The organism is Achromobacter sp. (genome assembly GCF_032113835.1).
GTDB lineage: Bacteria > Pseudomonadota > Gammaproteobacteria > Burkholderiales > Burkholderiaceae_B > Achromobacter.
This window is the reverse complement of record NZ_DAMCTG010000010.1, coordinates 1-25,649: the sequence shown is the minus strand read 5'-3', so window position 1 is coordinate 25,649 and position 25,649 is coordinate 1. Positions and strand designations below refer to the sequence as shown.

Sequence of the window (25,649 nt, the reverse complement as noted above, 5' to 3'; positions counted from 1 at the left end):
AGCCGGTGCCGGGTGTCTGACATCTTTGCCGGCAGCCGGTGCCGGGTGTCTGACACTCTCACCGGCAGCCCGTGCCTGGTGTCTGACACCCCGGAAGTGCCCGTTCAGGATGCCGCGCCTCTCACCTGGGTGTCTGACACCCTCCAGAGGATGCCGCGCCTCTCACCCGGGTGTCTGACACCCTCCAGAGGACTCCGCGCCTCTCACCGGGTGTCTGACACCTCCCAGCGCAGCTCACCCGCCCCGTCACGTGCTGTTGCGTTCGCCCCGATATACCGGCGCCGCGCCGGGGTAATCGGGCGGTTTTCCCGGCTGTACCTATAATTGACCCATTCCGTTTTGCCTGTCCAAGAGACCACCATGAGCGACGTTCAAGAATTCATCCGCGAAACCGTTACCCAGCACCCCGTCGTGCTGTTCATGAAGGGCACCGCCCAGTTCCCGCAATGCGGGTTCTCCGGCAAGGCCATTCAAATCCTGAAGGGCTGTGGCGTGAAGAAGCTCGTCACGGTCAATGTGCTCGAGGACGACGAAGTCCGCCAGGGCATCAAGGAATTCTCCAGCTGGCCGACCATTCCGCAGCTGTACGTGTCCGGCGAGTTCATCGGCGGCTCGGACATCATGAATGAAATGAACGAGTCCGGCGAACTGAAGACGCTGCTGGAGCAATCCGGCGCCACGGCTTAACGCCATCATGCGGCGGCTCGTCGTCGGCATCACGGGCGCCACCGGCGCGCTCTATGCGGTGCGCATGCTGCAGGCGTTGCGCAACGTCGAAGACGTCGAGACGCATCTGGTGGTGTCCGCCTCTGGCGTGCTGAACATCAAGCATGAGCTCGATGTCAGCCGCCAGGACGTCTACGCGCTGGCAGACCACGTACACAGCATTCGCGACGTGGGCGCCACCTTGGCCAGCGGCGCGTTCCAGACCGCCGGCATGGTGATCGTGCCGTGCTCGATGCGCACGCTGGCGGCGGTTGCGCATGGCCTGTCGGATAACCTCATCACGCGCGCCGCCGACGTCACGCTCAAAGAGCGCCGCCGCCTGCTGATGATGGTGCGCGAGACGCCGTTCAATCTGGCGCACCTGCGCAACATGACAGCCGTTACCGAAATGGGCGGCATTGTGTTTCCGCCGTTGCCGGCGTTTTATCACCGGCCCAAGTCCATCGATGAAATGGTGGACCACACCGTGGCCCGCGTGCTTGAAATGTTCGACATCGTCGTGCCCGGTCCGCACTGGGAAGGCACGTAGGCAGGTTCTCGCCTTCGCCTTGCCGCAAGGCTTGCGCTTGACGCGCGTCGTGCAACGATCACCAGCGGCCCCGCTTGAGCGGGGCCGTCTGCATTAGGGCGGGTCTTATTCCACCAGCCCCATGCCATTGAGCGCGGCCAGGTTTTCCGGCCATTTGCGCGCCCGCGCGTTCTGCAGTTCGATGCGCGCCCAGGCCATCCATCCGGCCCATTCAATCCGTTTGTCCCACGCGGTGCCCCACGCCTGAAGCGCGGCCAGCCCGGCGGCGGCGTGCTGTTCCGCGGCCTCGAATTCGCCCGCCGTCAGCGCCAGTTGCGCCAGCAGCAGGCGCGGTTCGCCTACCCAAGGGTTGTGTTCGACCGCGGCTTCCAGCATGTGCCGCGCGCTGTCCATTTCGGTCAGCGGGTGCATGCGCGTGATGACCTGCCAGTACAGCGCGCTGGCCGCCGCTTCGTCGCGCGGGCTGAGCGTGGCGCGGCAGTGGTCGAAGGCGGGCGGGATGGGAATGCCCGTGTCCTGCGGCATGCGCGAGAGCGGCGCCAGCAGATGCGACAGCATCGACAGGATGTTCGACGGCGGTTTGAGCGGGCCGGGCCACAGCGACGAGGCCCAGTTCGTTTTCAGGTCGCGGCGCTGCTGCTGCGGATAGCCCGCGAAGATCTCGTCCTGCCAGCTGTGCCATTGCTCGCCGATGTCGGCGGCGGACACGACGGTGAACGCCGCGACCTGACGTGGCGTGAAAGTGAAGACCTGCCCATCGGCGCCTTCCAGCGTCAGGCCTTCCGGTCCCGAGCCCTGGCCTTGCAGGATGGCCTGCACGAAGCGCGTGCGCGGCATCGCGCAAAAGAGACTGACCCATTCCTCGGCTTCAGTGCCCAACACGTCGCGCAGCGTGTTGCGCTCGCGTTCGCGGTCAAACAGGGTGAGGTCCACATATTCGTTGCCGTACACGCTGTGGAACAGGCCCAGGAGGCGCACTTCGCGCGGCTGGTTCCACAGCGCCAGCGTGCGGTAGACGCCCAGCAGGTGATGCTTGAACGTGCCGGCCTTGTGCCAGTCTTCGCCCGCGCTGCGTGCGAACAGCAGGTCGAGCAGGACGGGCAGGTCGGCGTCGACGGCGGCGTAGTGGTCGGCCAGCAACGCGCGTGCGTGCGGATGGAGTTCGGGGGTGGTGGACATGGTTGGCGGGGTTGGTTGGATGAAAGCAGGCTCTATTGTGTCCGCATGCGCTGGCGCTGTCATCGCGGTGTTTATATCGAAATCCGCATATCAATATGAATATTCATCGCTTCCGGTTTTGAAGCCCGCTCACTAGAATCCGGGGTCATTGTTCCAATCCTCAATCGTTTAAACCTGTAGAGACTCTTCCATGCGCCTTCGCCATTCCCTCGCCGTTTTTGCCACCCTTCTTGGATTTGCCGGCACCTCGGCGATGGCGCAGGACGCCGAGCTGAAAGTGGGCGTCACCGTCGGCCCGCACGCGCAGATCGGCGAAGTCGTGCAGCAGGTTGCGGCCAAGCAGGGTCTGAAGGTCAAGCTGATCGAGTTCAGCGACTTCATCCAGCCCAACGCCGCGCTGGACGCCAAGGAGTTGGACGTGAACATCTACCAGCACAAGCCCTTCCTGGAATCGCAGAACAAGGCGCGCGGCTACAAGCTGGTGCCGGTGGCGACTGCGGTGGTGCAGCAGATGGGCATCTATTCCAAGCGCGTGAAGTCGCTGGACGATCTGCCGCAAGGCGGCAAGGTGGCCATCCCGAATGATCCGACCAACGGCGCCCGCGCGCTGCTGGTGCTGCAGGCGGCCAAGCTGATCAAGCTGAAGGACGGCGTGACGGTGACGGCGTCGATCTTCGATATCGCCGAGAACCCCAAGAGCCTGAAGTTCGTCGAGATCGAGGCCGCGCAACTGCCGCACTCGCTCAAGGACGTGGACGCCGCGGCCGTGAACTCGGCGTACGCGATCCCCGCAGGCCTGTCGCCCGCCAAGGACGCGCTGGTGCTGGAAAGCAAGGACGCGCCGTTCGCGCCCGTCGTCATCGCCGCGCGCGAGGACAACAAGAACGATCCGCGCATCGCGCGCTTCATCAAGGCCTACCAGTCCGACGAGGTGAAGGCCTTTGTCGCCAAGCAGTTCCCCGGCGCGTACACGACCTCCTGGTAAGCCGTCTGCCCATGTCCACCCTGACGATCTATCCCGACAACGCGCCCGATTCCGCGCGCGTGCTGGACGATGCGGCCGAGGTGCAGCGAGAGCTCGCGGCCATCGGCGTGCGCTTCGAGCGCTGGACCGCGCAGGCGCCGCTTGGACCCGGCGCATCGCCGGAGGCGGTGCTGGCTGCATACCGGCCGCAGATCGATCAGTTGATGGCCGAGCGCGGCTACCGGGCCGTGGACGTCATCAGCCTGGACGCCACGCATCCGGACCGCGCGGCGCTGCGGCGCAAGTTCCTGGCCGAGCACACGCATGCCGATGACGAGGTGCGCTTCTTCGTCGCGGGCAGCGGGTTGTTCGTGCTTCACGCCGAAGGCCGCGTCTATGCGGCGCTGTGCGAGAAAGACGACCTGATTTCCGTGCCGGCGGGCATTGCGCACTGGTTCGACATGGGCTCGTCGCCGGCCTTCACCTGCATCCGGCTGTTCAACGATCCGGCTGGCTGGACCGCGCAGTTCACCGGTGACGATATCGCCACGCGTTTTCCGGTCCTGCCTTGAGGCGGGCGCGGCGCGCCTACGCGCGCGCCAGCCACGTCTGCACCTCTTTCTCCAACTCTTCCTGCAGCAACCGCGCCGGCGCGCTCATCGCGCGGTCGCGCGACCACACCACCGCCAGCACCGGATCTTCCAGCGCCAGCAGTTGCCGCGCCACCAGCCCCTGGCGTTCGGCGTAGTGCGCGCCCAGGCTTTCCACGATGGCGACGCCCAGTCCCTCCGCAGCCAGCGCGCACGCGGCCGACGACTGCGCCGCTTCGATGATCGGGCGATAGGGCAGGCCGCGCGCCTCCAAGGCCTGGCGCGTCGCGCGGCCGGCGGGCAGCGCGGGGGCTAGCATGATCGGTCCCGCCTCGGCCACCTCGTCCAACGTCAGATCGGCCTTCCGCGCCCACGGATGGTCCTTCGGCATGACCGCATGCAGTCCCAACGGCGCGAGCCGCAGGCTGGACACCCGGTCGATATCCGGCGGCGAGCCGATGATGATGCCCAGGTCGATGCGGTGATCCACCGCCATCTCGATGATTTCCAGCGCGGTGCCGGCGCGCACGGTCACCGCGACCGCTGGATGCGCGCGGCGCACGCCGGCCAGGGCCGGGGGCAGCAGGCTGGACGCGGCGATGGCGACGGCGCCCACGTCCAATCGCGCCAACGCGCCCTGGCGGATGTCGACGGCCAGCCGGTCCACGGCCTCGATGCCGGCCAGCGCGTTGAGCACCTCGGGAATCAGCGCGCGGCCCTGGCTGGTCAGGTGCAGCCGGCGGTTCTCGCGGCTGAACAGCGCAAAGCCCAGCCGCGTTTCCATGTCGCGCAACAGCGCGCTGGCGGCGGGCTGCGTCATGTTGACCGAGGCGGCTGCGGCGGTGACGGTGTCGAGCCGGTACATGGCGCGCAGCAGCAGGAGTTCTCGCCGATTGAACATATGAAATTCATATGGAAATAGTCAATTCATCTATTTGACCATATGAACGGCAGGCCGCCAGAATAGGCCATCGCATTCAGCAGACCCGCTATTCGCCACACCGCCATGCCCGCCAACACCATCGTTTCCGTCACCTGCATTCCGTTGCGCCTGCCGTTCCATCACTGGAGCCCTTCACCCCTATTTGCCGGCCGCCCGCGCGACAAGCTCGACAGCGCGCTGGTGCGCGTGCAGACCGAGGACGGTACGGTGGCCTGGGGCGAATCGTATTGCGTGGAGCCGCGCGCCTTGCCCGCGATCTTCGAGACGCTGATCGCGCCGCTGGCCTGCGGACGCGACGCGGACGACGACACCTTGTTGCCGGGCATGCAGCGCACGCTGCACAACCTGGGACGGTCCGGCCCCGTGGTGCACGCGCTGGCCGGGCTGGATATCGCGCTGTGGGACCTGCGCGCCAAGCGCGCCGGCGTGCCGTTGTATGCGCTCTTGGGCGGCAAGCGCCGCGAGCGGGTGCGCGTGTATGCGTCGCTGCTGCAGTATTACGGCAACGCCGAACGCCTGGACGCCGTGACCACGCAGGCGCTGAACGAAGGCTATACCGAGATCAAGCTGCACGAGCGCACCGCCGATGCGCTGGCCGCCGTGCGCCGCAGCACGGGTCCGGGCGTGCCGATCATGGTGGACACGAACTGCGCGTGGCTGCCGAGCGAAGCCGAAGCCGCCATCGCGGCCATGCGCCCGCATGACCCGTTCTGGATCGAAGAACCCTTGTGGCCGCCGGAAGATGATCGCGCACTCGCCCGCTTGAAGCAGGCCTGCGGCATTGCCCTGGCCGTCGGCGAGAACGCCAGCAGCGCCACCGATCTGGAGCGCGTGGTGGACACGGAAGCGGCGCAGTACGTGCAGCCCAGCGTCATCAAGCTGGGCCTGACCGCCGCGTGGCGGATTGCGCAGAAGTGCGCGGATACAAGCGTCATCTGCGCGCCGCAGGTGGCGTTCTTTGGCCCCGGCTACCTTGCCAGCCTGCATCTGATTGCCGCGCAGCAGGCCGAGGTGTCGCTGGAACGCCTTTACGTCGAACTGGCGCATGTGCCGTACGGGCGCAGCGTGCCCATCGAGAACGGCTGGGTCAACGTGCCGGACGCGCCGGGGCTGGGCGCGGATCCGGAAGAGGAACTTGCCGAGGGCCGGTACAGCGCCTGAACCCCAACCCGTAAAAAGCCAAGCGCCAGACCGCCACGAAGCCACAGGCCCACAGAGGCCGCAAAGAACATGAACCAGGAGACAAAGACATGCACCCATCGCGCAGAGCGTTTCTGATCCACAGCGCCGCCATGGCCGCGGGCGCCGCCGTGTTGCCGTGGTCCTTCGCGGCACGGGCCGCGCAGTACCCGGACAAGGCGGTCCGCCTGTATATCCCCTACCCGCCGGGCGCGGCGACCGACACGCTGGGCCGCATGGCGGGTCAGGTGTTTGCCGAGGCGCTGGGCCAGCCCTTTGTCGTGGAAAACCGCGGCGGTGGCGGCACCACGATCGGCACGCGCGCGCTGGCGGTGTCCGCGCCGGACGGCTACACCATCGGCATGGTCGACTCCACGTTCACCATCAATCCCGCGCTGCTGGGCGATCGCCAGCCATACGACGCCATCAAGGATTTCGCGCCGATCTCACTGATGGCGACGGCGCCCTTCGTCATGGTGGTGCACCCGTCGGTCAAGGCGGCGGACATTGCGTCGTTCCTGGCGCTGGCCAAGTCGCAGCCCGGCACGTTGTCCTTCGGGTCGGCGGGCGTGGGCAGCGGGCCGCATCTGGCCGGCGAACAGTTGCGCCAGCAGGCGGGCGTGGACGTGCTGCATGTGCCGTATCGCGGCGGCGGCACCGTGATCACCGATCTTTTGGGCGGCCAGGTGCAGTTCGGCTTTGCCACCGTGCCCACGCTGCTCGAACACATCAAGGCCGGCAAGCTGCGCGCGCTGGCGGTCACCAGCCCGCAGCGCACGAGCCAGTTGCCCGACGTGCCGACGTTTGCCGAGGCGGGGCTGCCCGGTGTGGATATCTCGCCGCTGTTCGGCGTGATTGCGCCGGCCGGCGTGCCGGAGCCGATCATCGAGCGCCTGTCGCAGACGCTGGGCGAATCCGTGCGCAAGGGCGCGCTGCGCGACAAGCTGGCCGGGTTGGGCTTTCAGCCGGTCGGCAGCACGCCGGCGGAGTTCGCAAAGCGCATCCGCGACGACGTGGCCAAGTGGACCGCCGTGGTCCAGCGCGGCAACATCAAGGCCGAGTAAGCCGCCGCGTCAGGCGTACTTGCCGGTCAGGCCGCCGTCCACGAGCAGTTCGGTGCCGGTGATGTAGGACGCTTCGTCCGACGCCAGGAAGGCCACCGCGTTGGCCACTTCCCAGGGCGTGCCCATGCGTCCCATCGGCACCTGTCTGTCGCGTGCCGCGCGCGCGGCGCTCAGATCGTTTGCATCGAACATCTTCGCGACGTTGGCGGTGACGCGGGGCGTATCGATCAGTCCCGGAATCACCGTGTTCACGCGGATGCCGTCGGCGGCGTACTGCTGCGCGGCCATGCGCGCAAAGTGGATGACGGCGGCCTTGCTGACGCTGTAGGCCAGGTGCGGATAGCCGGTGTACCGGATGCCCGCAATCGAGGAAACGGCCACGATGGCGCCGCCGCCCTGCGCGCGCATGACGGGCGCCAGCAGGCGCGTCGCGATCAGGAGGCTGGTGACGTTGACCTGCTGGATGCGGTCCCAGTCCGCGATCGAGATGTCTTCGGGGCCGCCCACTTTGCCGATGCCTGCGTTGGCCTGCAGGATGTCGATGCGGCCAAAGCGATTCACTGCCGCGTCAACCGCCGCCTGCATCGCGTCCGGATCCGCCACGTCGGCTTGCACCGCCAGCGCGCTGCCGCCGGCCGATTCGACTTCATGCGCGGCCTCTTCGGCGGCGGTCAGGTTGGCGTCCAGTGCAATGACGGCCGCGCCCTGGCACGCGAGCGTCACGCAGCTGGCCTTGCCGATGCTCCAGCCGGGCGCCGACGTGCCCGCGCCTGCAACCAGTGCAACCTTGCCGGCAAGGCGTGAACCGGCAACGCGCGCATCGGCAAGGGTCGTGCCGGTCCCCGCGCTCACGATTGCCCGCCGTCTTGCTGATGGCTCTTGCCCTTGCCCACGTACGGAATGGCGTGGTCGATGGTTTCCCAGATGTAGCGCCCGGAAGGACTCTGCTGCTCTTCGGCCACGTGCGACACCAGGCCTGCCGCGCGCGAGATCACGGCAAAGCCGCGCATCAGATCGGTCGGCACGCCGATCTCGCTGAGCAGCGCGGCCACGGCGCCGGTCGCGTTGATGGTGATGTGCTTGCCGTAGGTCTCGTCGATCGCACTGGCCAGCCAGCGCAGCGCCTGAACGGAATCGCCGCTCAGCTCGCTTTCGGCTTCGGCCAGCGCCAGCAGCTTGATCGCGCGCGGATCGTCCGGCTTGTGCAGGTGATGGCCGAAGCCGGGCAGCGGGCTGCGCGACGCGCGGTGTTCGCGGGCAATCGCCAACGCTTCCGCGGGGCCGTCGGGCGCCTGCCGGATGCGGTCCAGCAGGCGCGCGCAGTTTTCCATCGTGCCGACGAACTGGCTGCCCACGGCCATCAGGCCGGACGCCACGGCGCCCTGCAGATTCTCGGGTGCGCTCATGTAGATCAGCCGCGTGGCAATCGCGCTGGGCGTCATGCCGTGTTCCATCAGCGTGACCAGCACCGCGTCCACGATGCGCATGTCCACGGGCCGCGCGTCGCGCCCAAGGATCTGCATGATCATGACTTCGGTAAACGACTTCTTGCCGATCAGGTCTTCGACCAGGTCCACGTCGCGGTAAGACATGCCGGTCAGGTGATGGGCGCAGAGTCGGGTTTCGGGCTTATTCATGGCGTCTCCTTCAGTGCGGCGTCGCGCACCGCGTTCTTCAGCACCTTGCCCACGCTCGAGCGCGGCAGGCTGTCGTGGAAATGGATGTGCTTGGGCGTGGCGACCGGGCCCAGCAGCGTGCGCACGTGCGCCTTGAGTTCATCGCCGCTGGCCTGCGCGCCGGGTTGAAGCTGGACGGCGGCGTGAACCGCTTCGCCCCACTTGTCGTCGGGCACGCCGAACACGGAACATTCATACACGGCGGGGTGCGCGGACAGCGCGTTCTCGACATCCACCGGGTAGATGTTGAAACCGCCGGTGATGATGACGTCGCGCAATCGGTCCTTCAAGAACAGATAACCGCGCGCGTCGATCAGGCCCGTGTCGCCGGTGTGCAGCCAGCCGTCGACGATGGTCTCGGCAGTCTTCTCGGGCAGGCGCCAGTAGCCAGTCATCACCAGATCGCCCTGGACCACGACTTCACCGATCTCGCCGCGCGGCAGCAGCGTGCCGTCGGGCGCCATGATCTCCACGTCGGACAGCGGCGTGACCCGCCCGACCGAGGCGCGGTTTTCCGGCGCTTCCAGATCGGCGGGCCGCAGCACGGTGACGATCTGCGGCGCCTCGGTCTGGCCGTAGGTCGTGCCCAGCACCGGACCGAAGAAGGCGCGTGCGCGCTCGATCTTTTCGACGGGCATGGGCGCGCCGCCGTAGATCAGGTTGCGCAGATGCGGGAAGTCCGCGCGCGAGACGCCGGGCTGCGCCATGATCATGTAGATCAGCGTGGGCGGCATGAAGCTCAGCGTGCCGCCGCGTTCGCGAAATGCCTCGGTGATGGTGGCGGGCGAAACGCTGTCCAGCAGCAGATGCGCACCGCCCTGCGCCAGCACCGGCAGCAGATACGTGCCCGTGCCGTGCGTGATGGGCGCGGACACCACGTAGCGGTCTTCGGCGGTGAGGCCCCAGTTGAGGATCTGGTTGACGATGCCGGCGTTCCACGCGTGGTACGGCTGCATCACGCCCTTGGGCAGGCCGGTGGTGCCGCCCGTGAACTTGATGGCCTGCGTGGCGTCGCGCGGCAAGGCATGACGCGCCGGAACGTGGTTGGCAAAACGCCCGAGAAGCGCGTCCAGCGCCAGGTCAGCGGCCGCGTCGTCCAGCACGATGCGTCGAGCGGAACCCGCCGGCACGAGCGGCGCGCCCACGTCGTCGACGACCACGATGGACGGCTCGGTCGCATCCAGGATGCGGCCGATCTCGCGCGCGGTGCTGCGGTAGTTCAGCGGCACCCAGACCTTGCCGCTGGCCAGCACCGCCAGCAGCGCCAGAATGTGACGCGCCGAGTTGCCGGCGCAGATGGCCACGCGCGTCTGCGGCTCGGGGTCCAGATCCTGCAGGGCGGCCGCCAGCGCGCGGGTGTCGGCCGCCAGCCGCGCGTAAGTGACCTGCCCATCGGGGCCATCCAGCGCCACGCGATCCGGGTACAGCTCGGCCGCGCGGAAGAAGAAATCAATCGGGTACACCTGTGCTCCTTGGTGGGCTAGTTGGCCTTGAGGTTGGCGTTCTTCACGACCGCGCCCCACTTGTCGATCTCGCTGGCGATCTTCTTGGCAAAGGTCTCCGGCGTGTTGGGCTGTTGCGGCGCGAAGAAGCCGCCCTGCTTGTAGGAGGTTTGCAGCGCGGGGCTGGCCAGCGCCTTGTTCAGCGCCTGATTCAGGCGATCGATGACGGGCCGGGGCGTGCCGGCCGGCGCCACCAATCCGAACCACGACTCCACGTCGAAGTCAGGCAGGCCGGATTCCGCCAGGGTGGGCACATCCGGAGTGGTGGGCAGGCGCTGGGGCGAGGTCACGCCGATGGCGCGCAGTTTGTTTGCCTGCACGTGCGGCAGCGACGAGGGCAGGTTGTCGAACATGGAGTCCACTTGGCCGCCCAGCAGGTCCGCCACGGCGGGACCGCTGCCGCGATACGGCACATGCAGGATGTCGGTGCCGGTCTTCATCTTGAAGAGCTCGCAGGACAGGTGAATGGACGATCCGCTGCCGGACGACGCGCACGTCAGCTTGCCGGGATGCTGCTTGGCATAGGCGATGTATTCCTGCACCGTCTTGATCGGCAGCTTGGGATTGACCACCAGGATGTTCGGGATGGTCGCCAGCAGCCCGACGGGCTCGAAGCCTTTGACGAAGTCGTAGTTCAGTTGGCTGTACAGCGTGCGGTTGATGGTGTTGGCGATCGACCCGACGTACAGCGTATAGCCGTCGGGGGCGGCGCGCGAGACGATCTCGGCGCCGATGTTGCTGTTGGCCCCGGTCTTGTTCTCGACCACGACGGTCTGTCCCAGTTCTTCCGCCAGGGATTTGGCCATCAGGCGCGCCACGATGTCGGTGGCGCCGCCGGCGGCGTAGCCGACGACCAGCGTGATGGGGCGGTCGGGGTAGGGCTTGGCCGCCCAGGCGGGAGCGGCGGCCACTAGCGCCCCGCTCAAGGCCACCGCCGCAGCGGTCCAGCGCTTGCCGAATGTCTTCATTGTTGTCTCCGTCCTGTTTGTCTAATAATTGGACAGCTCTTCGTCTGTCCGCCTTCATATTCGGCTTTGATGAAGGCCCTATCAACGCAAGGTGTCCAGAAATTGAACAAACCGGATTCCGAGGGTTCCGGTCCGCGCATCCTGCGGCGCGGGCTGAAGGTGCTGGGCGTGCTGCGCCAGGCCGGCGCGGCCGGCATGCACGTGGTGGATATTGCGCGGGCCGCGGGCATGCAGCGGTCCACGGTGTATCGCTACCTGGACGTGCTGGTCGAAGAGGGCTATGCCCTGCGCGAATCGGGGGCACCGCGCTGGCGCGTCGCGGAACTGGGCGTGATGATGGCCGGCGATCCGCACGCGCGGGCCGTGCGCAGCCTGCGGCCATTGCTGCGGCAGATCAGCGATGTCAGCGGCGATTCGGCGTTTCTCATCTGCCGGGCGGCAAACGATTCGCTATGTCTGCATCGCGAGGTCGGCAATTACCCGGTGCAGGTGCTGGCCGTGACGGTCGGGCATCGTCAGCCGTTGGGCGTGGGCGCGGCCGGTCTGGCGCTGCTGGGCGCGTTGCCGGCCGCCGAAGCCGACGAGGTGGTGGCGCAGAACGAGCAGGCGCTACGCGCCTACGGCGGGATGACGGTGGCGCAGATGCGGCGGCTGGTGGAGAACACGCGCGGGCGCGGCTGGGCCGTGGTGGGCAACGCGGCGGTGCCGGGCGTGTTGGGGGTGGGCGTGGCGCTGTGCGATGCGGGCGGCTATCCCCGGCTGGCGGTCAGCGTGTCCAGCCTCATCAGCCGGATGCAGGCGCCGCGCCAGCGCAGCATTGCCGAACTGATCCGCGCGCAGGTGTCGCAGAGCGGTTTCGGCATGCCGCACGGGGCGGTGGCAGGCGAGGGGGATTGAGGCCCGCCGCGTTGTTGTTCCGGCGGCGGGCGGGGGCCGTTCTGTTCAGGCCGCGGCCGGCGTCGGCACGCGGTACGTCTTCTGGTAATGCACCGTGAACGTCTTGAAGGCGTCCAGCGCCTTGTGCGGGTCGTGTCCCGGCTTGACGAGAAAGCTGTCGAAGCCCACGCGCGCCTGGTAGTGGATGGTGTCGATCATTACGTCGCCGACCGCGCGCAGCTCGCCCTGCCAGTCGTAGCGCGTGCGCAGCAACTGCGCCAGCGAATAGCCGCGGCCATCGGTGTACACCGGAAAGTCCACGGCGATGAACGCGATGCCTTCGGCATGCAGCACGCCGTCTGCGTCCGCCAGGTCCGTCAGATCGGCATCGGGGTTCAGCAGCACGGCCACGGGATGCTTGTGGCGGCGCAGCGTGGCGCGCGACGTCTTCCAGACGGACAGCGGCACGATCCAGCCGGGTTCGTCGGACGGCACCTGGCCTTCGGCGGGCACTTCGGGTTCGGGCACGAAGGGGCGCGACGTGTCGGCCTCCAGCTTGCCGTTGCGGATGAGATGCGGGCCGGGGGCGTCGTGGGCGTAGATCTCAGACATGGGCGGGCTCCGCTTGCTGCGTGGGTTTGGCGAAGGCAGGGTCCGCGTACACGTCCTGCTTGAAGGGATCGATGCCGACGCGGTCGACCACGTCGATGAAGCGTTCGGCGTCGCTGTCGCGCAAATCCAGATACGTGCGGATCAGGCGGTCCACCACGCCCGGCACCTGATGGCGCGCGAACGACGGGCCGATGATGCGGCCGATGGCCGCGCCGCCGCCGTGCGTGGATTCCAGGTCGGGCAGCGGCTTGGCGGCGCCGTTCTGGCGGCCTCCCACCGTGACCTGATACCACTCCTCGCCGGCCTTATCGACGCCGAGAATGCCGATGTGGCCCACGTGGTGATGGCCGCAGGAGTTGATGCAGCCCGAGATGTTCAGGTCCAGCTCGCCGATTTCGAACAGGTAGTCCAGGTCGTCGAACTGGCGTTGGATGGCTTCGGCCACGGGAATGGAGACGGCGTTGGCCAGCGCGCAGAAGTCTCCGCCCGGACAGGCGATGATGTTGGTGAGCAGACCGACGTTGGGCGTGGCGAGGTTCAGGGCCTCGAGCTTTTGCCACAACTCGTGCAACCGCGCGCGGCGCACGTCGGCCAGGATCAGGTTCTGTTCGTGCGACACGCGCAGTTCGCCATAACCGAAGTCGTCGGCCAGGTCGGCCACGGCATCCATCTGGTCCGCGGTGATGTCGCCCGGCGGCACGCCGGTGGGTTTCAGCGACACGGTCACGGCGGCGTAGCCGGCGACCTTGTGCGCATGCACGTTGGTGCGCAGCCAGCGCGCGAAGCGCTTGTCGCCTGTCGCCAGCGCGTCGGTGTTGTCGATGTCGGACGCGGCGGCGGCATCATGCTGCGGCCAGACGAAGCGCGCCTTGATGCGGTCCACGAATTCCTGGGTGATGGTGTCGGGGCCGCCCTTGATGCGCTGCCACTCTTCATCGACCTGCTGCGCGTAGACCTCGGGCGTCAGATCCTTGACCAGGATCTTGATGCGCGCCTTGTACTTGTTGTCGCGGCGGCCGTGCAGGTTGTAGACCCGCAACGCGGCCTGCAGATAGGTCAGCAGGTGCTGCCATTCGACGAACGGGTTGATGAGCTTGCCGACGATGGGCGTGCGGCCCAGGCCGCCGCCGATCCACACGCGAAAGCCCAGCTTGCCGTCGCGCTCGACGGCCTGCAGGCCGATGTCGTGCACGCCCACGGCCGCGCGGTCTTCCACCGCGCCGCTGACCGCAATCTTGAACTTGCGCGGCAGGAAGGCGAATTCGGGATGCAGCGTGGACCACTGACGGATGATCTCGCACCAGATCAGCGGGTCCACCAGTTCATCCGGCGCGACGCCGGCAAAGTGGTCGGTGGTGGTGTTGCGGATGCAGTTGCCGCTGGTCTGGATGGCGTGCATCTGCACCGTAGCGAGTTCCGCGAGGATGTCCGGCACGTCTTCGAGCTTGGGCCAGTTGAACTGGATGTTCTGACGCGTGCTGAAGTGTCCGTAGCCGCGGTCCCACTTGCGCGCGATGTGCGCCAGGGTGCGCAACTGGCGCGACGCCAGCAGGCCATACGGAATGGCGACGCGCAGCATGGGTGCGTGGCGCTGGATGTACAGGCCGTTCTGCAGGCGCAGGACGCGGAAATCGTCCTCGGTAAGCTGGCCGTCGAGGAAGCGGCGCGTCTGATCGGCAAACTGCGCGACACGCTGCTCGACAAGCTGTTGGTCGACGGGGTCATACACGTACATGTCTACTGCCCTTGGAAGTCTTTTCGGTCTGATCCCCGGGGTGGGGTCGGGCGCAGGGCGCCGGCAAAATCGGGATTCATAACCGTAACAGCCACCCGCAAAGACCGTCTAAGTCATTCTGGTAATAAAGAAATAAGGCCAGGGAGGGGGCCCCCACGCCGCGCGCGCTGCGCGCGCTAGCTGCCCCCCGAGGGGGCTGCCCCGCCTTCGGGCGGCCGGGCGGCGGGGCGGCTATTTTTGCGGAGGTCGTCGAAACCAGCCGCGAGCGTACGCGCATATATGAATATGCGGCTTGTCGTAGAACAAGCCCCTAAACCCCTACAACGCCGCATTCACCGCCCACCGGGCTACGAACACCAGAATGATCAACAGGCAGGCCGCGAGCAGCAGGCATCCGCGTCAGCCGACCGTATCAGTCGGCGCGGCGGTGTGCGCGCCGATGCCGCGCACGATGTGCTCCAGCAGTTCGCGCGCGGCGGGCGAGATGTGGCGGCCGGCGCGGCTCAGGACGTGCAGGCTGCCCTGGTTCAGGATGGGATTGGCGAGCGGCAGGCTGGCCAGGCGCTGGGCCTGCATGTCGGCGGTGACGGCGATGGGCGGGGTGAGCGCGTAGCCGATGCCGGCGGCCGCGAACTGCCACAGCGCCTTGAAGGACGAGGTGGTCAGCACGTTGTGCAGCCGGACCTGCTCGCTGATCTCGGCGGCCTGGATGTGCTGGCGCACGCCAAACCCTTCCTGCATGGATGCGCCGGGGTAGTCGGCCAGATCGGTCAGCAAGAGGGGACGGCGCAGGCGCGTCAGCGGGTGGTCCTGGCGCACGATGGCACGTATGGGTTCGGGCCGCGAGTAATGCGTGCGCAGCCGCGCATCGTTGGGCGGCTGGAAGACCAGTCCGATATAGGCACGGTCATCGACGATGCGCTGGACGATCTCGGACGTGCGGGCCACGTCGATATCCAGCGTGACCTCGGGATGGCTGCGCCAGTAGCCCGGCAGCACGCGGTCGAACATCAGCTCCACGAAGCCTTCGCCCAGCACCAGGTCGATGTGGCCGCGTTCGGCTTTACGCAGGCTGTCGATTTCAGAGAAGAAGCTCTCCTGGATGTCCTGTTGCCGCTTTACGTAGCGGGCCAGGATGTGGCCGGCGTCGGTGGGCACGAGGCCGCGTCCCCGGCGTTCGAACAGCGCCATGCCGCAATCGCGCTCCAGCGCGGCGATGGCTCGGCTGACGGCGGACGGGTCCATTTCCAGGGCTTCGGCCGCACCACGCACGGATCCCCGGCTCATGACCTGCATGAAGTAATGGGTGCGGCGCGCGTCGAGTTGTTCGTCCATGGCGGCTGGCTCCGGGCGGAATGCGGCTGATTTTCCACGGATGGATTTAAGGGTTTACCCTTATTTTTCTTCGTCCCGTGCAAAATTTTCCCAGGAAGGGCAATTTCGTTGCATTTTACGCAACGTTTCTCGGTGACCGGTGTCATGGTTGCCCGCCGGAGGGGTGGGCGAAAATTGCGCAGTCCGAATCGGCCGCCCGCTGCGCGCGCCGTTCACGCTGTATTGGCCGTTTGAATCGACCGAGCCGCTCTTCGAGAGCGCCGCCGCCCGAACCCTTCCGAATTCGCGTGCCCCGCCGGCTCTGCCTGGACGTTCGGGCGCCGGTTTCCGGGTTCGTCCGGCCCGCCGCCACGATCACTATTCATGTCATCAGGGGAAAACCAATGTCTCATGCCAGCGCAAGCCTGGCCTTGCCTTCCATGCCGCTATCGGGACGCGTGCGCATGCTCGCCGCCATCCTGCTGGTGGTGGTCATTTCCGAAGCGATCGGCAGCGTCACGTTTTCGGTCGGTCCGGGCAAGATCATCCTGCAGCCCATGCTGTGGGCCATTTTCATCGGCGCGGTGGTTGCGGCGTTCGGCCAGCGCCTGCCGGCGGGCGCCGGCATCGACAAGGCCATGCAGACCCGCATCAGCGGCTATCTGCAATATGCATTGCTGCCGTTTCTGGCCAAGCTGGGCCTGATGGTGGGCGGCGCGTTGCCGCAGGTGCGCGAGGCTGGCTGGGCGCTGGTCTTCCAGGAGTTCGGCCACTTCTTCGGCACCATGGCCATCGGCCTGCCGCTCGCGCTGCTGCTCGGCATCAAACGTGAAGCCATTGGCGCGACGTTCTCGGTCGGCCGCGAGCCCAGCCTGGCGATCATCGGCGAGCGCTACGGCATGAACTCGCCCGAAGGCCGCGGCGTCATGGCCGAATACATCACCGGCACGGTCATCGGCGCGCTGTTCGTGGCGCTGATGGCGGGCTTCATCACCAGCCTGAACATCTTCGATCCGCGCTCGCTCGCCATGGGCGCCGGCGTGGGCTCGGGCAGCATGATGGCCGCGGGCGTGGGCGCGATCGCTTCGCAGCAGACGCCGGAAATGGCGCATCAGGTCGCCGCGCTGGCCGCCGCCGCCAACCTGCTGACCACCGTGGTCGGCGTGTACTTCACCCTGTTCATCTCGTTGCCCACGACGATCTTCCTGTACGGCAAGCTCGAGCCCGTGCTGGGCCGCTTCTCGCGCGGCAAGAACGAGGCCGTGGTCGACGACAGCGTTTCGGAAGACGTGCCCGCGCACAACGCGAAGATGGGCTTCGGCGACCGCCTGACCGCCTACGTCATCTGTGGCCTGTTCGCGCTGGTGGGTAATCGCCTGGGCTACAACGTGCCGTTCGCGGACGCGTTGCCCGGCATGGGCATCATCGTGCTGCTGGTCGTCATCACCGACCTGGTCCTGCGCGTCGTGCCGAAGCTGCCGGCCGTGTTCGTGCTGTCGGTGATCGCCATGACCGCCGGCTGCCCGGGCGTGCTGCCGTATTCGGATCAGATCATTGCGATGGTCGGCAAGGTCAATTTCCTGCCGTTCACGACGGTGATCCTGGCCATGGCGGGCCTGTCGATCCTGAAAGACCTGCCGGCGTTCCGCAAGCTGGGCTGGAAGATCGTGGTGGTGTCGCTGGCTGCGAACGCCGGCACGTTCATGGGCGCCACGATGATCGCGGAGTTTTTCCACTGATCGGCGTCAGCGTCATGAAAAAGCCGCCTGTTGTACGGGCGGCTTTTTTTTGCTTGCTTGGGACGGTGTCAGACACCCGGGGGAGATAGTCGTCAGTTTGTGGCGGCGTCTCAATGGGTGTCAGACACCTGCGTCTATGGGTGTCTGACACCTCCGGATCAGGGCGTGGCGCCGGGCCGGTAGCGCGCGTTGTCGGTCACGTTTTCAGTGGGACCGATGTTCGCCACCGGGGGGATGCCCACGCCCGCCGCCTTCAATGCGACAGCCGCCTGCAATTCCACCTGCGGATTGCCCATGGCGACGCGGTAGGGTTGCAGCGGCGCCAGACCTTCGATGGTGCCCCAGTCGTTCGTGGTGTCGGCGCGTTGGGCCACCGGGTCGGGCCGCGCGGCAAAGTCTTCGACTGCGCGCCGCATCCGGGCGTCCGCGTACAGGTCGCGCAATTCATCGATGTTGACGGTGGGGGCGGCGAGGGCGAGGGGCGCGACGGCGGGGTCGGCTTTATGTCCGACTGGCGGGGCGTCTTGTTCCGCCCTGGCCAGTTTGTAGGCCTGGACCCGTTCCAGGCGCTGGGCTTCGCGGGCGGCCTGCGCCTGGGCGGTGCGCTGTGCCTGCCGGGCGGCGAAGTTCTGCGCCGCGCGTTCGGCTTCCCAGGCGGGGCGGTTTTCATCCAGCATCGAAACGCGCGCCGGATAGGGCGCGGCGACGTGGGGGATGGCGGAGATCGCAGAAATGGCCATGCGGGGGCTCCTTGTCGTGGTTGACCTTTGGGTTGGTCTGTCCGGGGAGAGGCAAGTTCACTGTAGCAAAGCCCCCGGCGAAAGGTTTTACCCATCTGTGGATTTCGTAACCGTCTCCCAAGCTGTCAATTCCTCCTGCAAGGCGGCCAGATTGCCTCGCACCAACGCGAGCGCGTCGCTGCCCAGCAGCAGGTGCGCGGGAGGATGATCGGCGTCGATGGCCGCCAGCATGGCACGCGCCGCCTTGCGCGGATCTCCCAACTGACGGCCGCTTTTCTCTTCGCGGGCCTTTCGGATGGGATCGAAGATAGCGTCGTAGTCCGCAATGGCGCGGGGAGTGCGCGTCATGGATCGGCCCGCCCAGTCGGTGCGAAACGACCCAGGCGCCACCGCCGTTACGGCGATGCCTGTCGGCTGCACTTCCTTGCCCAGGGCTTCGGAAATCCCCTCCAGCGCAAACTTGCTGCCGCAGTAGTACGCGATGCCCGGCATGGTGATGTGGCCGCCCATGGAGGTGATGTTCAGGATGTGGCCGCGCCGGCGCTGGCGCATGAAGGGCAGGACCGCCTTCATCATCGCGACCGCGCCAAACACGTTCACGTCGAACTGGCGGCGCATTTCCGACAACGGCGACTCTTCCATCACGCCTTCATGGCCGTAGCCCGCGTTGTTGACCAGCACGTCGATGGCGCCGACGTTGGCCTCGATATCGGCCACGACACCGTCGATTCCGTCGAAGTCGGTGACGTCCAATATGCGTCCGATGGCAGCGCCGGGAGACAGGCTTTCAAAGTCAAGGCGGGCCGGTTCGCCGCGCACCGTGCCGACGACGCGGTGGCCGGCGGCCAGGGCTGCCTCGGCCAGGGCGCGGCCGAAGCCGCTGCTGACGCCCGTGATGAGCAAGGTTTTTGGGGAGGTCATGGAGTAGGCTCCGAATTCATTGGAGAGTGCATGGTAGTCTTGCCAAAACCTACGGATAAGCCGCAATACGCTGCTTATCTTGCACAAAACTATGAACATCACATCAACAGCCCACGGCAACGCGGTGGGGGCCGCTCCTGCCGAAAGCCGCATGGCCGCGCTGCTGCGCGGTCTGGCGCCTGACGAGGGCTACAACCTGACCCCGTTGTCCAGCGTGCGCGTGCTGCGCGCCAACCGCGCGCTGGCGCGCACGCCGGTGCTGTATGACCCGGGCATTGTGATCGTCTGTCAGGGCCGCAAGCGCGGCTACTTCGGCGATCACCTGTATCTGTACGACGAGCAGCACTATTTGGCCGTGTCCGTCCCGGTGCCCTTCAGCATGGAGACCGACGCGACGCCCGAGCGCCCGCTGCTGGCGCTGTACCTGCACCTGGATTTCGCGCTGGCTGCGGAACTGGCGTCGCAGATCGACGCCGCCGGCGTCGCGGCGGCTGCCCAGGCGCCGCAAAGCATGTTGTCGACGCCGATGGATGACGCGATGCGCACGTCGGTGCTGCGATTCATCGAAGCCATGTCCCGGCCGCTGGAAGCCGCCGTGCTGGGACCGGGCCTGTTGCGCGAACTGTATTTCCGCGTGCTGACCGGGCCGCAGGGCAGTTCGATACGGGAAGCGTTGTCGCTGCGCGGGCAGTTTGGCCGGATCGGCAGATCCCTACGCCTCATTCACGCGGAATACGCCCGGCCGCTGGACGTGACGCGGCTGGCGGATGAGGCGGGCATGAGCGTCCCGAGCTTTCACAGCCATTTCAAGGCGGTGACGCAGGTCTCTCCCATGCAGTACGTGAAATCGACGCGCCTGCATCAGGCGCGTCTCTTGATGGTGCGGCAGGACCTGACGGCCGAGACGGCGAGTCAGGCGGTGGGCTACACGAGTCCGTCCCAGTTCAGCCGCGAGTTCAAGCGTCTGTTTGGCCTGACGCCGGCGGCGGAAGCGCGACGCATGCGCGAAGGCTTCGCCCTGCCGGCGTTCGCGGACGCCACCTACGTGTCGTCACACTGAAATCAAGGCTTGGTGGCCTGCATCGACGGGCGCTGGCTGAAGCTTTCGAACCACTTGGCCGTGGCGGGGTGCGAGGCGCGCCAGTCCAGATCCGGGAAGCGGAAGTCCAGGTAACCCAGCGCGCAGCCGATGGTGATGGTGCCGATATCCAGCCGGCCTTCGAGGCCTGCGGCGTTCTTCTCGATGACCGCGAGGCCGTCGCGGACCTTGCCGAGCTGGCCATCGACCCAGCCGTCCCAGCGCAACGCCTCGGGGCGCAGCACGGTCTCGTAGCGCGCCAGCAGCGCCGCACCCAGCATGCCGTCGGCCATCGCCTGCTCGGCCAGCACCGGCCAGCGGGCCTTGCCGGCGGGAAAGAACGTGCCGCCGCCCAGGTCGTTCAAATACTCGCAGACGACGCGGCTGTCGAACAGCGCCTGGCCTTCATCGGTGATCAACGTGGGCACCTGGCCCAGCGGGTTGCTCGGGATGATGGTCTGGTCGCGGGCGACGGGACCGGCGGCGCTGGGCAGCTTTTCAAGGCGATCGACCAAGCCGAGTTCATGGGCGATGACCATGCACTTGCGTACGAAGGGCGAAGCAGGCGAGAAGAAGATTTTCATGGGGTTCCCTGTCGGTGAGAGGCGTCAGTGTTGCGCAGGGGGCGAACGCTGTCCAGCCTGCTTGCGAATGACCGGCGGGAAGAGCATGAAGGGGAGATCGTTGCGATGCGCAAGGCGGCGCGGTCGCAGGCATGAAGGCGGTGACGCGCGCCGGGCGGCGGCGCGCCTTGCATGCAGACAGCGCCGGAACCGTTGCGGACCGGCGCGTGCCGCGTTCAAGCGGCTTATCCGCCGCTTATTCGGTAATGCCGGTTTCCAGGCAGGGCTTGAATTCGCCCGATTCCGGATCGCGCAGGAACAGGACGCCGGTGGCCACGCCGAAGTAGGCGCCGTGCAGCTCCAGTTCGCCCTTTTCGACGCGGCGGCGGATGGACGGGAAGGTCATCAGGTTGTTCAGGCTGTGCGCGACGGTGGCCAGTTCCAGGCGCTTCAGGTTGGCCTGGCGGTCGCCGGTATCCGGGGACATGCCCTTGGCCACGGGTTCGATCTGCGACATCCACTTGCCGATGAAATCGCTCTTGCTGAGTGGCGTCGCGTCGTCGAAGAAGAAGCGGATGCCGCCGCAGGAGGCGTGGCCCAGCACGACGATGTGCTTGACGTTCAGGCCGTTGACCGCGAATTCGATCGCGGCGCTGGTGCCGTGGTACGACGATTCCGAGTCCGGGTCACAGGGCGGCACAAGGTTGGCCACGTTGCGCACCACGAACATCTCGCCGGGGCCGGCGTCGAAGATCGCTTCGGGCGACACGCGCGAGTCGCAGCATCCAATGATCAGGATTTCCGGGCTTTGGCCGATTTCGGCCAGCTTTTGATAGCGGCTGCTTTCCGTCTGGAAGCGGCCGTCCAGGAAAGATTGATAGCCTTCGGAGAGTCTTTTGGGAAACATGATCTTCACTTCCTAGTATCGAGGCCAGGCTTGCTGGCGCGCCGGCATACGCAAGAAGGGGCTTCGTGTGGAAGCCCCTTTTATCGAGTCGGCAGACGGGATTTTCCCATAATTGGCCTGATAGCCAACTGTCTAAACCCTGATTGCAAAAGGGTTTTTGGGGGCCTGGCCGGGCGGCGGACTGACCTAGCGCGCGGCGACTTCCAGCGTATTCACCCGGGCGAATTCGAGCGGCGTGATGGCCTTGACGACCTTGATCTGGCCGGGCGCGAAGGGGCCGACGACGTCTTCGCTGATCCTGCCGACCTCGCGGTTCTGGGCGTCGTACAGGACGTAGGTCAAGAGGACGCTGTTGACGTTGCGCTCCGACTGGTTGGCGAGAAAGCCGGTAATGGTGGAGACGTTGCGGGTGCTGTCGCGCACGGCCTGGACGTTGCCAAGCGTGATGCCGTAGGCAGGGCTTTGCGCGCCGGCCGTGGCGGACAGGCCGGCCAGCAGGGCAAGCGTGGCAAGGACGAGTTTTTTCATGGTTGTCTCCTGTGCGATCCGCGGCGGCGATGGTGGCGCGGCATCGCGGCGCGGATCAGGCGTATCTCACTCCTTTCTGGCGGAAGAGACAACGGGCCAGAAGGATGAATGGGTAACAGGTTGCGGCGGATGTTGCCAATGCTGGGGCTTTGTTCGATGATTGCCAGGCCGGCGCCTTGGCCGGCGGACCGTGCCGCCCGCGTTGCGCGTGCCATTGCGCTTGGGGGCGCTCAAGGGAGGAACTCATGCTTTCCCGTACCAGCCAGCTGGCTTCGGCCATCCTGTTGTCCGCATGTTTTGCCGGCGCGCAGGCGCAGACCCCCGCCGCTCCCTCAACCGCCAAGACGCCCACGCCGCAGCAGCAGCGCATGTCGGATTGCAACAAGTCCGCCGAGGGCAAGAAGGGCGACGACCGCAAGGCGTTCATGAGCAGTTGCCTGAAGGGCGAGGAGCCGGCCAAGCAACTGACGCCGCAGCAGCAGAAGATGAAGGACTGCAATGCGAAGGCCGCGGAACAGAAGCTGGCCGGCGACGCGCGCAAGACGTTCATGAGCACTTGCTTGAAGGGGTGAGCGGCAGGCAAGAAAAAAGCCAGACGATGTCTGGCTTTTTTTTTGGGCCGGCAAAGGATTCGGTCAGATACGGTCAGGTGTCTGACACCCCTGGCACACCGGTTAAGTGGAAGACTGTGTCCCGCGGGTGTCTGACACCCATGTCGCACCGGTGCAGCTTCACGGCCGTCTCTTACGGGTGTCAGACACCTGACCTGAACGCCGTCTCGTACGGGTGTCAGACACCTGACCTGTGCTGGCGTCAGAGACCTGACCCGTGCACCTCACGCCGTCGCAATCGGCGTAACGGGCGAGCCGATCGCATGCGGCAGGCGCAGCGGCGGCGCCGTCAGCATGAAGTGGTGGCGGCCGTTGGCAAACAGGAATTCCGCCAGGTCCTTCAGATACCAAAGCTCGGCCAGCGGCAGGCCCAGCTTGAACAGGCAGTGATGATGCAGCGGCAGCATCGGGCGCGCGCCGGATTTTTCGCGGGCGGGGTAGGCCTCGACCGCGTAGTTGTCGGCGCAGATGGCGGCGATGCCGCTATCGGTGATCCACTGCAGCAGCGCGTCGTCGGTGCCGTCCAGCGCCGCGCCGTAGGTGTGCAACACCTCGGGGTCGGGCGTGCCGTTCATGGCGACCACGGCTTCGGCGTAGCCGGTGCGCAGCACCAGCATGTCGCCGCGCTCGACCGTGATGCCGTCCGTTTTCAGCACGTGCATCAGTTCTGCATGGCCGATCAGCGTACGGCCCGGGCCGTAATGGCGGAACAGGTCGACCAGCACGCCGCGGCCCTGCATGCCTTTTTGCGCCAGGTTTTCGACACCCAGCTTCAGCGCGGCGGACGGGCCGCCGCTGTTGCAGCCGCAGCCGGTGTTATCGCCATCGTTGGGTCCCACAACGTCCACGCCCGCCTGAAAGCCGTTGTAGTAACGCAGCTCGGGCGTGCCGTCTCCATCGGCGTCAAACAACGCGCCCACGTGCGCCAGCGCATCCCATTGCGTCGAATACTGCATCGACAGCAGCACCTGGTCGTCGCTCAGCACGTCGAGCGCGTCTGGGTTGACGTTCTTCAACGGGAAGTTCAGGTACGGCGTGTCCTTGAGCTTCGTCGGGCTCAGTTGCGGCGGATGGCGGCGCGGGTTGAGCACGTTGCCGCCGGGCAGGTCCAGCGGCAGGGACAGGCAGAAAGTCTTGCCGGCGCGGATCTCGCGTGCGCCCTTCAGGACCTGTTCTTCGGTGATGAGATTCAGGCGGCCGAGTTGGTCGTCGGGCCCGAAGTCGCCCCAGTTGGAGCCTTCGGGCCGATGCTTCCAGCGTTGCATGCGGCTTACTCCGTCAGGAAGTCGACGACCGCGCGGGTGAAGGCTTCCGGTTGCTCCCAGTTCGAGATGTGGGAGGTGTTCAATTCGACATAGCGCGCGCCGGGTATGGCGGCCGCGAGTTCCTGGCCTTGCGCGGGCGTGGCGGCCAGGTCGTGCGTGCTGCTGATGACCAGCGTGGGGGCGGTGATGGACGACACCTGCTCGCGGAAATCGGCGTCGCGCAGCGCGGCGCAGTTGCCCGAGTAGCCGGCGTCCGGCGTGCGGCGCAGCATGTCGATCAGCACTTGCGTCAGGCCCGGTTCGGCGGCGCGGTAGCCGTCGGTCAGCCAGCGCTCGACCAGCGTGGGCGCCATCTTTTCAAGCGTCTGCTCGGCCACGGCGGCGATGCGGGTGCTCCAGCCTTCGGCCGAGCCGATGCGCGCGGCGGTGTTGCACAGGACCAGCTTGCCGACGAGTTCCGGTCGCGCCAGCGCGAGCCACAGGCCGGTCGGGCCACCCATCGACAGGCCGCAAAAGTGCGCGCGCTTGATGTCCAGGTGGGCCAGCAGTTCGGCGACGTCGTTGCCCAGCTGTTCGAAGCTGTATTCGCCTTCGGGGACCGACGACTTGCCGTGGCCGCGGGTGTCGTAGCGCAGCACGCGGAAGTGCTTGGTCAGTTCGGGGATCTGGCGGGCCCACATGTCGGCGTTGGTGCCCAGCGAGTTGGAGAGCACGAGCACCGGCGCGTCGGCGGGGCCATCGATGACGTAGAACAGCCGTGCCTGGCTGAGATCGGCGTAAGCCATGGGGAATTCCTTTGGGGAAAGCCGCGGCCGCGCAAGCAGGCGGCCGCGCGGGTATTACAGGTGGCAGACGCCGTCGACGTAGGCTTTGCGCCAGCGGGTGATGGTCACGCGGTCGAACAGGTCGGCCTGCGCGAACGGATCGGCGTCGATGAACTGCTGCGCGGCTTCGCGCGTGTCGACGTCGACGATGTATAGCCCGCCGCCCGCATCCTTGCCGTCATCCTGCAGCTTGGCTCCGCACGCCAGCAGCAGCTGCTTGTTGGCGTCCAGGTATTCCAGGTGCTTGGCGCGGTGCTGCTGGCGCATTTCCTGGTGGTTGGGCTTGTCGAAGGTTTCGATGATGTAGGGCATGCGAGGCTCCTGTCAGATCGCCGAGGGATGGCGCGCAAGCGCCGTGACTTCGATATCCATGTACGGGAAAAGCGGCAGCGACGACAGCAGCGTGTGCAGTTCGTCGTTGTTTTCGACGTCGAAGATGCTGACGTTGGCGTAGCGGCCGACGACGCGCCACAGGCTCTTCCACTTGCCGTCGCGCTGCAGCTGCTGCGCCAGGGCCTTTTCGTCAGCCTTGAGCTTGTCCGCGCGTTCGGCGGGCATGTCGACGGGCAGATTGACCTGCATTTGAACCATGAACAACATGATGGACTCTCCATGA

General features: G+C 66.5%; 28 protein-coding genes. 10 read left to right on the top strand and 18 right to left on the bottom strand.

The genetic code is table 11. The annotated features are described in order from the left end of the window. The first annotated feature begins 360 nt into the window (after nucleotides 1-360). A complete protein-coding gene (gene grxD / locus RT697_RS06190) occupies nucleotides 361-687 on the top strand; it encodes a Grx4 family monothiol glutaredoxin (protein ID WP_056319914.1) in 327 nt (108 codons plus the stop codon). A gap of 7 nt (nucleotides 688-694) precedes the next feature. Continuing rightward, nucleotides 695-1,255: a UbiX family flavin prenyltransferase gene (locus RT697_RS06185; protein WP_313697474.1), complete on the top strand. Its 561-nt coding sequence runs from the start codon at nucleotides 695-697 to the stop codon at nucleotides 1,253-1,255. A gap of 105 nt (nucleotides 1,256-1,360) precedes the next feature. Here RT697_RS06185 and RT697_RS06180 read toward each other — a convergent pair whose 3' ends face one another. Continuing rightward, nucleotides 1,361-2,434, bottom strand: coding sequence for a DUF6817 domain-containing protein (locus tag RT697_RS06180; RefSeq protein ID WP_313697472.1), 1,074 nt, complete (start codon nucleotides 2,432-2,434; stop codon nucleotides 1,361-1,363). A gap of 190 nt (nucleotides 2,435-2,624) precedes the next feature. Here RT697_RS06180 and RT697_RS06175 point away from each other — a divergent pair, with 190 nt between their 5' ends. Both RT697_RS06175 and RT697_RS06170 read left to right on the top strand, forming a co-directional pair. Continuing rightward, nucleotides 2,625-3,419, top strand: a complete 795-nt coding sequence (locus RT697_RS06175) for a MetQ/NlpA family ABC transporter substrate-binding protein (protein WP_313697470.1) — start codon at nucleotides 2,625-2,627, stop codon at nucleotides 3,417-3,419. Nucleotides 3,420-3,430: 11 nt separating this feature from the next. After that, entirely contained in the window at nucleotides 3,431-3,970 is a 540-nt protein-coding gene (locus RT697_RS06170; protein ID WP_313697469.1) for an acireductone dioxygenase, read from the top strand. A gap of 16 nt (nucleotides 3,971-3,986) precedes the next feature. Here RT697_RS06170 and RT697_RS06165 read toward each other — a convergent pair whose 3' ends face one another. Then, nucleotides 3,987-4,889, bottom strand: coding sequence for a LysR family transcriptional regulator (locus tag RT697_RS06165; protein WP_313697467.1), 903 nt, complete (start codon nucleotides 4,887-4,889; stop codon nucleotides 3,987-3,989). Nucleotides 4,890-4,994: 105 nt separating this feature from the next. Here RT697_RS06165 and RT697_RS06160 point away from each other — a divergent pair, with 105 nt between their 5' ends. Beyond that, entirely contained in the window at nucleotides 4,995-6,092 is a 1,098-nt protein-coding gene (locus RT697_RS06160; RefSeq protein WP_313697466.1) for a mandelate racemase/muconate lactonizing enzyme family protein, read from the top strand. 89 nt (nucleotides 6,093-6,181) lie between these two features. Then, nucleotides 6,182-7,174, top strand: a complete 993-nt coding sequence (locus RT697_RS06155; protein ID WP_313697464.1) for a tripartite tricarboxylate transporter substrate binding protein — start codon at nucleotides 6,182-6,184, stop codon at nucleotides 7,172-7,174. Nucleotides 7,175-7,183: 9 nt separating this feature from the next. Here the strand turns inward: RT697_RS06155 and RT697_RS06150 are convergent, their stop codons facing one another. The 4 genes from RT697_RS06150 to RT697_RS06135 are packed head-to-tail and all read right to left on the bottom strand — an operon-like array spanning nucleotide 7,184 to nucleotide 11,320. Further along, on the bottom strand, nucleotides 7,184-8,026 hold the full coding sequence (locus tag RT697_RS06150; protein WP_313697462.1) for an SDR family NAD(P)-dependent oxidoreductase: 843 nt from the start codon (nucleotides 8,024-8,026) through the stop codon (nucleotides 7,184-7,186). Next, nucleotides 8,023-8,811: a citryl-CoA lyase gene (locus tag RT697_RS06145; protein WP_313697461.1), complete on the bottom strand. Its 789-nt coding sequence runs from the start codon at nucleotides 8,809-8,811 to the stop codon at nucleotides 8,023-8,025. Before RT697_RS06145 ends, RT697_RS06150 begins: the two co-directional genes overlap by 4 nt. Then, complete coding sequence (locus RT697_RS06140; protein ID WP_313697460.1) at nucleotides 8,808-10,313, bottom strand: AMP-binding protein; 1,506 nt, start codon at nucleotides 10,311-10,313, stop codon at nucleotides 8,808-8,810. The genes RT697_RS06145 and RT697_RS06140 overlap by 4 nt, the downstream gene beginning before the upstream one ends. 17 nt (nucleotides 10,314-10,330) lie before the next feature. Next, complete coding sequence (locus RT697_RS06135) at nucleotides 10,331-11,320, bottom strand: tripartite tricarboxylate transporter substrate binding protein (RefSeq protein WP_313697459.1); 990 nt, start codon at nucleotides 11,318-11,320, stop codon at nucleotides 10,331-10,333. A gap of 102 nt (nucleotides 11,321-11,422) precedes the next feature. Between RT697_RS06135 and RT697_RS06130 the strand changes: the two genes are divergently transcribed. Continuing rightward, nucleotides 11,423-12,217, top strand: a complete 795-nt coding sequence (locus RT697_RS06130; RefSeq protein ID WP_313697457.1) for a helix-turn-helix domain-containing protein — start codon at nucleotides 11,423-11,425, stop codon at nucleotides 12,215-12,217. A gap of 45 nt (nucleotides 12,218-12,262) precedes the next feature. Here the strand turns inward: RT697_RS06130 and RT697_RS06125 are convergent, their stop codons facing one another. The 3 genes from RT697_RS06125 to RT697_RS06115 all read right to left on the bottom strand — a co-directional run bounded on the left by RT697_RS06125 (nucleotide 12,263) and on the right by RT697_RS06115 (nucleotide 15,878). Beyond that, entirely contained in the window at nucleotides 12,263-12,808 is a 546-nt protein-coding gene (locus RT697_RS06125) for a DUF934 domain-containing protein (RefSeq protein WP_313697455.1), read from the bottom strand. Then, a complete protein-coding gene (locus tag RT697_RS06120) occupies nucleotides 12,801-14,543 on the bottom strand; it encodes a nitrite/sulfite reductase (RefSeq protein WP_313697454.1) in 1,743 nt (580 codons plus the stop codon). Before RT697_RS06120 ends, RT697_RS06125 begins: the two co-directional genes overlap by 8 nt. Before the next feature lie 399 nt (nucleotides 14,544-14,942). Next, nucleotides 14,943-15,878 (bottom strand): LysR family transcriptional regulator, encoded by a 936-nt coding sequence (locus RT697_RS06115; RefSeq protein WP_313697452.1) that lies wholly within the window; start codon nucleotides 15,876-15,878, stop codon nucleotides 14,943-14,945. Nucleotides 15,879-16,261: 383 nt separating this feature from the next. Between RT697_RS06115 and RT697_RS06110 the strand changes: the two genes are divergently transcribed. After that, on the top strand, nucleotides 16,262-17,596 hold the full coding sequence (locus RT697_RS06110; protein WP_313697451.1) for a DUF3100 domain-containing protein: 1,335 nt from the start codon (nucleotides 16,262-16,264) through the stop codon (nucleotides 17,594-17,596). A 158-nt stretch (nucleotides 17,597-17,754) separates the two neighbouring features. On the opposite strand, the gene RT697_RS06105 is transcribed toward RT697_RS06110, so the two are convergent. Beyond that, nucleotides 17,755-18,336 carry a hypothetical protein gene (locus RT697_RS06105; RefSeq protein WP_313697449.1) on the bottom strand — a complete coding sequence of 194 codons (582 nt, stop codon included), beginning with the start codon at nucleotides 18,334-18,336 and terminating at the stop codon, nucleotides 17,755-17,757. An 87-nt stretch (nucleotides 18,337-18,423) separates the two neighbouring features. Beyond that, nucleotides 18,424-19,257 carry an oxidoreductase gene (locus tag RT697_RS06100; protein WP_313697448.1) on the bottom strand — a complete coding sequence of 278 codons (834 nt, stop codon included), beginning with the start codon at nucleotides 19,255-19,257 and terminating at the stop codon, nucleotides 18,424-18,426. Between the two features lie 151 nt (nucleotides 19,258-19,408). Between RT697_RS06100 and RT697_RS06095 the strand changes: the two genes are divergently transcribed. After that, nucleotides 19,409-20,317, top strand: coding sequence for an AraC family transcriptional regulator N-terminal domain-containing protein (locus tag RT697_RS06095; protein WP_409517405.1), 909 nt, complete (start codon nucleotides 19,409-19,411; stop codon nucleotides 20,315-20,317). 2 nt (nucleotides 20,318-20,319) lie between these two features. On the opposite strand, the gene RT697_RS06090 is transcribed toward RT697_RS06095, so the two are convergent. The 3 genes from RT697_RS06090 to RT697_RS06080 form a co-directional block, all read right to left on the bottom strand. Then, nucleotides 20,320-20,919 (bottom strand): glutathione S-transferase, encoded by a 600-nt coding sequence (locus RT697_RS06090; protein WP_313697444.1) that lies wholly within the window; start codon nucleotides 20,917-20,919, stop codon nucleotides 20,320-20,322. 235 nt (nucleotides 20,920-21,154) lie between these two features. Further along, complete coding sequence (locus RT697_RS06085) at nucleotides 21,155-21,805, bottom strand: carbonic anhydrase (protein WP_312438276.1); 651 nt, start codon at nucleotides 21,803-21,805, stop codon at nucleotides 21,155-21,157. A gap of 186 nt (nucleotides 21,806-21,991) precedes the next feature. Next, nucleotides 21,992-22,333 (bottom strand): FxLYD domain-containing protein, encoded by a 342-nt coding sequence (locus RT697_RS06080; protein WP_313697443.1) that lies wholly within the window; start codon nucleotides 22,331-22,333, stop codon nucleotides 21,992-21,994. 245 nt (nucleotides 22,334-22,578) lie between these two features. On the opposite strand from RT697_RS06080, the gene RT697_RS06075 reads away from it, so the two are divergent. Beyond that, a complete protein-coding gene (locus RT697_RS06075; protein WP_056559798.1) occupies nucleotides 22,579-22,905 on the top strand; it encodes a PsiF family protein in 327 nt (108 codons plus the stop codon). A gap of 263 nt (nucleotides 22,906-23,168) precedes the next feature. Here RT697_RS06075 and RT697_RS06070 read toward each other — a convergent pair whose 3' ends face one another. From RT697_RS06070 to catC, 4 genes are read right to left on the bottom strand one after another with little or no spacing between them, the layout of a single operon-like run. Continuing rightward, nucleotides 23,169-24,209, bottom strand: coding sequence for a cyclase family protein (locus RT697_RS06070; RefSeq protein ID WP_313697441.1), 1,041 nt, complete (start codon nucleotides 24,207-24,209; stop codon nucleotides 23,169-23,171). 5 nt (nucleotides 24,210-24,214) lie between these two features. Then, complete coding sequence (gene pcaD / locus RT697_RS06065; protein ID WP_291383156.1) at nucleotides 24,215-24,994, bottom strand: 3-oxoadipate enol-lactonase; 780 nt, start codon at nucleotides 24,992-24,994, stop codon at nucleotides 24,215-24,217. A gap of 54 nt (nucleotides 24,995-25,048) precedes the next feature. Then, complete coding sequence (locus tag RT697_RS06060) at nucleotides 25,049-25,345, bottom strand: YciI family protein (RefSeq protein ID WP_105240952.1); 297 nt, start codon at nucleotides 25,343-25,345, stop codon at nucleotides 25,049-25,051. 12 nt (nucleotides 25,346-25,357) lie between these two features. Beyond that, nucleotides 25,358-25,633, bottom strand: coding sequence for a muconolactone Delta-isomerase (catC, locus tag RT697_RS06055; protein WP_056559790.1), 276 nt, complete (start codon nucleotides 25,631-25,633; stop codon nucleotides 25,358-25,360). Nucleotides 25,634-25,649: the final 16 nt, after the last annotated feature.

Coding starts and splice junctions, on each gene's coding strand:
- grxD (WP_056319914.1), top strand. CDS start 361: ATGAGCGACGTTCAAGAATTCATCCGCGAAACCGTTACCCAGCACCCC.
- RT697_RS06185 (WP_313697474.1), top strand. CDS start 695: ATGCGGCGGCTCGTCGTCGGCATCACGGGCGCCACCGGCGCGCTCTAT.
- RT697_RS06180 (WP_313697472.1), bottom strand. CDS start 2,434: ATGTCCACCACCCCCGAACTCCATCCGCACGCACGCGCGTTGCTGGCC.
- RT697_RS06175 (WP_313697470.1), top strand. CDS start 2,625: ATGCGCCTTCGCCATTCCCTCGCCGTTTTTGCCACCCTTCTTGGATTT.
- RT697_RS06170 (WP_313697469.1), top strand. CDS start 3,431: ATGTCCACCCTGACGATCTATCCCGACAACGCGCCCGATTCCGCGCGC.
- RT697_RS06165 (WP_313697467.1), bottom strand. CDS start 4,889: ATGTTCAATCGGCGAGAACTCCTGCTGCTGCGCGCCATGTACCGGCTC.
- RT697_RS06160 (WP_313697466.1), top strand. CDS start 4,995: ATGCCCGCCAACACCATCGTTTCCGTCACCTGCATTCCGTTGCGCCTG.
- RT697_RS06155 (WP_313697464.1), top strand. CDS start 6,182: ATGCACCCATCGCGCAGAGCGTTTCTGATCCACAGCGCCGCCATGGCC.
- RT697_RS06145 (WP_313697461.1), bottom strand. CDS start 8,811: ATGAATAAGCCCGAAACCCGACTCTGCGCCCATCACCTGACCGGCATG.
- RT697_RS06135 (WP_313697459.1), bottom strand. CDS start 11,320: ATGAAGACATTCGGCAAGCGCTGGACCGCTGCGGCGGTGGCCTTGAGC.
- RT697_RS06125 (WP_313697455.1), bottom strand. CDS start 12,808: ATGTCTGAGATCTACGCCCACGACGCCCCCGGCCCGCATCTCATCCGC.
- RT697_RS06120 (WP_313697454.1), bottom strand. CDS start 14,543: ATGTACGTGTATGACCCCGTCGACCAACAGCTTGTCGAGCAGCGTGTC.
- RT697_RS06115 (WP_313697452.1), bottom strand. CDS start 15,878: ATGGACGAACAACTCGACGCGCGCCGCACCCATTACTTCATGCAGGTC.
- RT697_RS06110 (WP_313697451.1), top strand. CDS start 16,262: ATGTCTCATGCCAGCGCAAGCCTGGCCTTGCCTTCCATGCCGCTATCG.
- RT697_RS06105 (WP_313697449.1), bottom strand. CDS start 18,336: ATGGCCATTTCTGCGATCTCCGCCATCCCCCACGTCGCCGCGCCCTAT.
- RT697_RS06100 (WP_313697448.1), bottom strand. CDS start 19,257: ATGACCTCCCCAAAAACCTTGCTCATCACGGGCGTCAGCAGCGGCTTC.
- RT697_RS06095 (WP_409517405.1), top strand. CDS start 19,409: ATGGCCGCGCTGCTGCGCGGTCTGGCGCCTGACGAGGGCTACAACCTG.
- RT697_RS06090 (WP_313697444.1), bottom strand. CDS start 20,919: ATGAAAATCTTCTTCTCGCCTGCTTCGCCCTTCGTACGCAAGTGCATG.
- RT697_RS06085 (WP_312438276.1), bottom strand. CDS start 21,805: ATGTTTCCCAAAAGACTCTCCGAAGGCTATCAATCTTTCCTGGACGGC.
- RT697_RS06080 (WP_313697443.1), bottom strand. CDS start 22,333: ATGAAAAAACTCGTCCTTGCCACGCTTGCCCTGCTGGCCGGCCTGTCC.
- RT697_RS06075 (WP_056559798.1), top strand. CDS start 22,579: ATGCTTTCCCGTACCAGCCAGCTGGCTTCGGCCATCCTGTTGTCCGCA.
- RT697_RS06070 (WP_313697441.1), bottom strand. CDS start 24,209: ATGCAACGCTGGAAGCATCGGCCCGAAGGCTCCAACTGGGGCGACTTC.
- pcaD (WP_291383156.1), bottom strand. CDS start 24,994: ATGGCTTACGCCGATCTCAGCCAGGCACGGCTGTTCTACGTCATCGAT.
- RT697_RS06060 (WP_105240952.1), bottom strand. CDS start 25,345: ATGCCCTACATCATCGAAACCTTCGACAAGCCCAACCACCAGGAAATG.
- catC (WP_056559790.1), bottom strand. CDS start 25,633: ATGTTGTTCATGGTTCAAATGCAGGTCAATCTGCCCGTCGACATGCCC.